The 6,416-nt window shown below is 73.9% G+C and carries 5 protein-coding genes; 4 read left to right on the top strand and 1 reads right to left on the bottom strand.

The genetic code is table 11. The features are described from left to right. Positions 1-130 precede the first annotated feature (130 nt). Positions 131-1,381, bottom strand: a complete 1,251-nt coding sequence (locus tag ACFV57_RS42475) for a serine hydrolase domain-containing protein (RefSeq protein WP_385244606.1) — start codon at positions 1,379-1,381, stop codon at positions 131-133. Between the two features lie 184 nt (positions 1,382-1,565). On the opposite strand from ACFV57_RS42475, the gene ACFV57_RS42480 reads away from it, so the two are divergent. From ACFV57_RS42480 to ACFV57_RS42495, 4 genes are all read left to right on the top strand, one after another. Next, positions 1,566-3,110, top strand: a complete 1,545-nt coding sequence (locus tag ACFV57_RS42480; protein ID WP_385244608.1) for an SDR family oxidoreductase — start codon at positions 1,566-1,568, stop codon at positions 3,108-3,110. Positions 3,111-3,270: 160 nt separating this feature from the next. Beyond that, positions 3,271-4,086, top strand: a complete 816-nt coding sequence (locus ACFV57_RS42485) for a DNRLRE domain-containing protein (protein WP_385244611.1) — start codon at positions 3,271-3,273, stop codon at positions 4,084-4,086. A 153-nt stretch (positions 4,087-4,239) separates the two neighbouring features. Beyond that, complete coding sequence (locus tag ACFV57_RS42490) at positions 4,240-5,520, top strand: VWA domain-containing protein (RefSeq protein ID WP_385244614.1); 1,281 nt, start codon at positions 4,240-4,242, stop codon at positions 5,518-5,520. Continuing rightward, a complete protein-coding gene (locus ACFV57_RS42495) occupies positions 5,520-6,365 on the top strand; it encodes a hypothetical protein (RefSeq protein ID WP_385244616.1) in 846 nt (281 codons plus the stop codon). Before ACFV57_RS42490 ends, ACFV57_RS42495 begins: the two co-directional genes overlap by 1 nt. Positions 6,366-6,416: the final 51 nt, after the last annotated feature.

Consider the following 6,416-nt stretch of genomic DNA (forward strand, 5'->3'; position numbering starts at 1 on the left):
GCATGCCGAAATTCATCCCGTCCGGGAGTCGTGCAGTAGTGATGGTGCCGCCGGTGTGGCGTGAGGTGGCTGCCGTGGGACCTGTCGGCTCCGTGACAACTCGGAGAACACTACACGAGGCGTTGGAGGGTCAGCGGCGGGGGTCGCACAGGGCGTGGTCGACGAGGGTGCGCAGGGCCTGTAGCTGTCGTACGGCGGTGTCCTGGTCGGCCGGGCGGCTGTGGAGGGAGACGGTGACGGAGCGCCCGCCGTCGGGGGTGGCGGCCGGTTCGACGATGTAGCCGATGCCGCTGCCGCCGTGGCCCCAGTACGTACCGCCGCAGGAGAGCGGGGTGCTGAAGACGCCGAGGCCCGCGCGGGTGCCGGGAGCCTCTCCGGGCGCGTCCGGTACGGGCACGGTGCGCCGCATCTCGGTCTGCTGGGCGGGGGCGAGCAGGCGCCCGGTGTTCAGGGCGGTGAAGAAGCGGTCGAGGTCGGCGGCGGTGCTGATCATCGCGCCGTCGGCGCCGGTGTCGAAGGGCAGGTACGGCGCCGTGGTGTCGGTATAGGGGCCGTCCGGCGCGAACTGCTGGTACTCGGTGGCGTGCGGTTGCGGGAAAAAGGGGCGGCCTTCGGGCGCGCTGGTGTGCCGCAGGCCGAGCGGGCGCAGGATGCGGGTGCGTACCTCGTGCTGCCAGGTGTGGCCGGTGGCGGCGCGCACGATCATGCCCGTCAGGAGGTAGTTGGTGTTGGAGTAGCCGTGGCGGGCTCCGGGGCGGAAGGCGGGCCGGTGGCGCATGGCGAGGGCGACCTGCTGCTCGGGCGGGTAGACGCGGTCACGGTTGGCTTCGTAGTCGCGGCTGTCGCGCGGGGCCAGGTCGGCGGCGTAGTCGGGCAGGCCGCTGGTGTGGCCGAGGAGGTGGCGCAGGGTGACGGCGCGGCCGTCGTTGCCGTTGCCGGTGACCGTGCCGGGCAGCCACTTCTCCACGGTGTCGTCGAGCCGCAGCCTCCCCTCACCGACGAGCTGGAGGGCGACGGTGGCGACGAAGGACTTGGTGACGCTGCCGATGCGGAGGTATCCGGCGCGCGGCACCGGGCGTCCGGTGGCCAGGTCGCCGGTGCCGCTGGTGGCCGTACGGACGCCGTCGGGGGTGCGCAGGCGGACGGCGACGCCGGTGACGCCCGTGTGGCGCAGGGCGTCGGTGTCGCGCTGGAGCCGGTCGGCGCTCTGCCGGGCGTCGGCGGCCGTGGCCGGTCCCGGCGGTACGGCGAGGAGCGCGCCGGCGACGGCCAGTGCGGCGATGCCGGCGATCACGCCGGAACGGGCGCGGGCCCGGAAGCGGAAGCGGGCCCGGGAGCCGGAGCGGGCGCGGGGCTGCTGGTGGCGCGGACGGCTTTCCATGGGGCGATGGTGGCGGTGTGTCGCGGGTTGCGCCCATCCGGCAGGCCCCCGTTCCGGTGGTGGGGACAGCCGTAGGCGGCGGTTCGGGGGTCATCGGCGCAGGTGCGGGTACCGGTACGGGCCGAGGCGTGTCCGCGGGGTTCCGTCGGCGGGCGGCCCGAAGCCGGATACAGGGAGGCGTGGCGTGGAACGGTGTCTGGTGACCGGTGCGACCGGGTACATCGGCGGGCGGCTGGTGCCGGAGCTGCTGGCTGCCGGGTATCCGGTGCGGTGTCTGGCGCGTACGCCGGGCAAGCTGCGGGACCACCCCTGGTCGGGGCAGGTGGAGACGGTGCGGGGCGACGTCACGGACGCGGAGTCGCTCAAGGAGGCGCTGGAAGGCGTCGAGGTGGCGTACTACCTCGTGCACGCGCTGGGCTCGGGCAAGGACTTCGAGGACACCGACCGGCGGGCGGCCCGTACGTTCGCCGAGTGCGCGCGGGAGGCGGGGGTGCGGCGGATCGTCTATCTGGGCGGCCCGGTGCCGGAGGGCGTGGACCGGGACAAGCTGTCGCCGCATCTGCGGTCGCGGGACGAGGTGGGCCGCATCCTGCTGGAGTCGGGGGTGCCGACCGCGGTGCTGCGGGCCGCCGTGATCATGGGGTCGGGGTCGGCGTCGTTCGAGATGCTGCGGTATCTGACCGAGCGGCTGCCGGTGATGGTGACGCCGAGCTGGGTGCGTACCCGTATCCAGCCGCTGGCCGTACGGGATGTGCTGTATTACCTGGTGGGGTGCGCCGGGCTGCCGGAGTCGGTGAACCGGGGCTTCGACGTGGGCGGCCCCGACGTGCTGACGTACCGGCAGATGATGCAGCGCTACGCGCGGGTCGCGGCGCTCCCCCGGCGCCTGATCGTGCAGGTGCCGGTGCTCACGCCGGGCCTGTCCAGTCACTGGGTGGGGCTGGTGACGCCGGTGCCGGCGGGCATCGCCCGGCCGCTGGCGGAGTCGCTGCGCCACGAGGCCGTGGCCGCGGAGCACGACATCGCCCGTTACGTGCCCGATCCGCCCGGCGGGCTGACCGGCTTCGACCGTTCGGTGGAGCTGGCGCTGCGGCGCGTACGGGAGGCGCGGGTCGCCACCCGCTGGTCGTCGGCCTCGGTGCCCGGCGCCCCCAGCGACCCGCTGCCGACCGACCCGGACTGGGCGGGCGGCAGCCTCTACACCGACCGCAGGCAGCGCGCGGTGGACGCCTCGCCGGGGGCGCTGTGGGACGTCATCGAGGGCATCGGCGGGGAGAACGGCTGGTACTCCTTTCCGCTCGCCTGGGGCCTGCGGGGGTGGCTGGACCGGCTGTCGGGCGGTGTCGGGCTGCGGCGGGGGCGGCGGGACGCGCAGCGGCTGCGGGCCGGTGACTCGCTGGACTTCTGGCGGGTGGAGGAGATCGAGCGGGGGCGGCTGCTGCGGCTGCGCGCGGAGATGCGGCTGCCGGGTCTGGCCTGGCTGGAGCTGGTGGCCGGCCGGGACGAGGCGGGCCGTACGGTCTACCGGCAGCGGGCGGTGTTCCATCCGCACGGGCTGGCGGGGCACGCGTACTGGTGGAGTGTCGCGCCGTTCCACGCGTTGGTGTTCGGCGGGATGGCGCGCAACATCGCCGCCGCGGCGCGGGAGCGGGAGGCGCGGGGGCCGGACGCGCAGGAGACGCGGGAGCGGGACGCGCGGGCGGGACGGGGCGCCGCAAAGGAGCGCTGACACCGCCCGGAGGCCGTCACCTTCCGTCCACCTCATTCCGGCGTACGAGTGAATTACGGGGGTGGCGGCGTCCCCGGTCGGCGGCAGGGGCGGCGCGGCGTACGGGCGGCGGTGGCGGGCCCTTGTACGTTCGGCCCCTCCCGGCAATGAGAGGTGCGCAATGCCCACATCCCGTTCCCTCACCGGCTGGAGACCGTCCGGCCCGTGGTATCCCGTCCTGGTCTGCGGCGTCGTCGGCGGGCTGGCCGTTCCCACCGCATGGGCGGCGGGTTCCGACGTCCACGACACGAAGTCGCGGCAGGCGGCGGCCCAGCAGGCCGAGTTCCGGCAGGCCTCCGAGAAGGCGGCCGAGACCGGCCGCCGGGTGGAGGTGCAGTCGCAGCGCACCGACACCGCGCGCGTCTTCGCCAACCCGTCCGGTACGTACACCACCGAGCAGAGCCTGTCCGGCCCGCGCGCGCCCCGGGGCCCCGTGGGCCTGTGGACCAGCGTCAACAAGAGGTTCCCGACCACGTCCTACTGGGCGAAGACGGGGGACGTCGCGCGCGTCGGCCACGAGAACCAGACGGGCGGGACCTGGCGCTCGTTCATCACCATGGGCACCAGGGACCTGCAGCGGACCGGCAACATCAAGAGCGCCGCGTTCCGTATCAGGAACACCTACTCCTGGTCGTGCACCAAGCGGCCCGTCCAGCTGTGGGACACCGGCCGGGCCTACAAGAGCACGACCTGGAACCAGCAGCCGAAGTGGTACAAGCTGCTGGCCACGGTCAACGCCGCCCAGGGGCACGACGCCAGGAACTGCCCGGCGGGCGACCTGGTCTTCAACGTCACGGACAACGCCCGGGCGGCGAAGGCCAACAAGTGGCCGGACATGACGCTGGGGCTGCGGGCCGCGAACGAGACCGACACCTTCGCGTGGAAGAAGTTCGCGCCGAGCACCTCCAAGCTGGACGTCACCTGGACCAGGAGCTGATCCACCGCGTTTCCCCGGCCGCCCCGGTGACCTCACGGTTCACCGGGGCGGCCGGCTGACGTACGCCGGGCCGCCCGCGCCCTGGCGCGCCCTCAGCTGCGCGCGCTCCGCACCGTTTTGGAACCGGGGCCGGATCATCAATACGATCCGGCGATGATCACAAGTAAACGGCTGGCGGCCGGGGTGTGCGGGCTGCTCGCCACGTTGGCCGTGGGGCTCCTCCCCACCTCCGCCGCGGCCGCCGACGAACCGGATGCGAAGAAACCCTCCCCGAAGGTCGAGCTGGTGCTGGACGTCAGCGGCTCGATGCGGGCCCGCGACATCGACGGGCAGAGCCGGATGTCGGCGGCGAAGCAGGCGTTCAACGAGGTGCTGGACGCGGTGCCGGGCGAGGTCCAGCTCGGTATACGTACCCTCGGCGCGAACTATCCAGGGCCCGACCGGCAGACCGGGTGCAAGGACACCAAGCAGCTCTATCCCGTCGGGCCGCTCGACCGGACCGAGGCGAAGACCGCGGTGGCGACGCTCGCCCCCACCGGCTGGACGCCGATCGGCCCGGCCCTGCTGGGCGCGGCGGACGACCTCAAGGGCGGTGCCGCGAGCCGCCGGATCGTGCTGATCACGGACGGCGAGGACACCTGTGCCCCGCTCGACCCGTGCGAGGTGGCGCGGGACATCGCCGCCAAGGGCATCCACCTGACCGTGGACACGCTCGGGCTGCTGCCGGACGCCAAGACCCGTAAGCAGCTCAGCTGCATCGCGGAGGCCACCGGCGGCACGTACACCTCGGTCCGGCACACCGGCGAACTCCGGGACCGGGTGCACCAGTTGGTGGACCGGGCGGCCGATCCGGTGGTGACGCCGGTGGCGACCGAGGGCGCCGATCAGTGTGCCAAGGCGCCGGTGCTCAAGCCGGGCCTGTACAGCGACCGGGAGAAGTTCGCCGAGCACCGCTGGTACCGGGTGGACGTGCGGCCGGGCCAGGAGCTGCGGGCGTCGGCGAGCATCGGTGCCGACCGGGCCGTCAACAACGACTACGGCGTCCTGCTGCGGGCCTCGACCGTGCACGGCCGGGAGATCGTGCGCGGCTCGGAGTCGGGCGACGGGCGCACCGACGTGGTCTCGTCCGGGCTGCGCTATCCGAAGGCGCAGCTGAAGAACGCCGAGGGGGACGCCAAGGACGCGCCGGAGACCGTCTGTCTCCAGCTGAGCAACTCCTTCGCGGCGCCCGCCTCGGTCAAGACCGAGCCGGGGCTGCCGGTGGAGCTGGCCATCGACGTCGTGGACGGTCCGTCCGACGCCTCGGACGCCGCGTCCTTCGGCCTGGGCCGCGGCTGGTGGCTGCTGGGCGCGCTGGCGCTCGCCGGTCTGGTGACCGGTCTGCTGTGGGGCTGGCTGTCGCGCTGGCGTGTCGCCGTCTGGAGGACCAACTGATGCGTACGCGTGGGTTTGTGGCCGCAGCGCTGCTGGCGGGTGCCGTGCTCTTCGGCGCGGCGGGTCCGGCGGTGGCGGCCAGTCCGTCGCCGTCCGCGAGCGGGAGCTCCGAAGGCCCTACGGAGGCGGGTACGTCGTTCCGTACGGCGACGCCGGTCGTGCCGGGGCAGCGGGCGACGGCCGGGGCGTCCACCGGTGACTACCTGTACTGGGTGGTGCCCGTGGACACCGGGCAGCGCGCCACGATGAAGGCGAAGGTGACACTGCCCAAGGCGGCCCGGCACGGCGCGGCGACCTGGCAGCTCGATGTGTACGACGGGCTGCGGCGGCGCCAGGCGTGCGCGTACGGCGCGCAGAGCAGGGCGGCAGCGGCGGACGCGGCCTCGGTGGAGGTGTCCTGCACGCTGCGTACGGTCCGCTCCTGGGCGGAGCAGTGGTCCAACGATCCGCTGCCGGGCAGCTACTACGTACGGCTGACGGTCACGGGCGTGCCGCAGGAGGATCTGGGGCTGCCGGTGCGCGCGGAGTTCGAGCCCACCGTGGCGGAGGCGGGCGGTGCGTACGCCGTGGACGGCAAGCTGTCCGCGCCGCTCGTGCCGGGTGCCGCCACCGCGAGTCCGGAGGGCGGGCAGAGCGCTTCCGCGGAGCCGTCGGCTTCGGCTTCGGCTTCGGGCAAGCGGTCCGCCGCGGCGCTGGAGCCGGAGGGCGGCTGGTCGTCGGGCCGGTGGTCCGACCGGTGGGTGTGGACGGCGGTGGGCGGTCTGCTGGCGGCGCTCGCCGGGATCGCCGGGTATGCCATGACGCGCGGCAGCGGCCGCCCGTCGCGGGTGCCGCCGGGCGTGTGACGGCGGCACGGCTCATGCGGAGCGGGGCGGTGCGCGGAGTGTTCCGCGCAC

Origin of the sequence: Streptomyces sp. NPDC059788 (genome assembly GCF_042732265.1) — a bacterium.
Classification (GTDB): Bacteria; Actinomycetota; Actinomycetes; order Streptomycetales; family Streptomycetaceae; genus Streptomyces.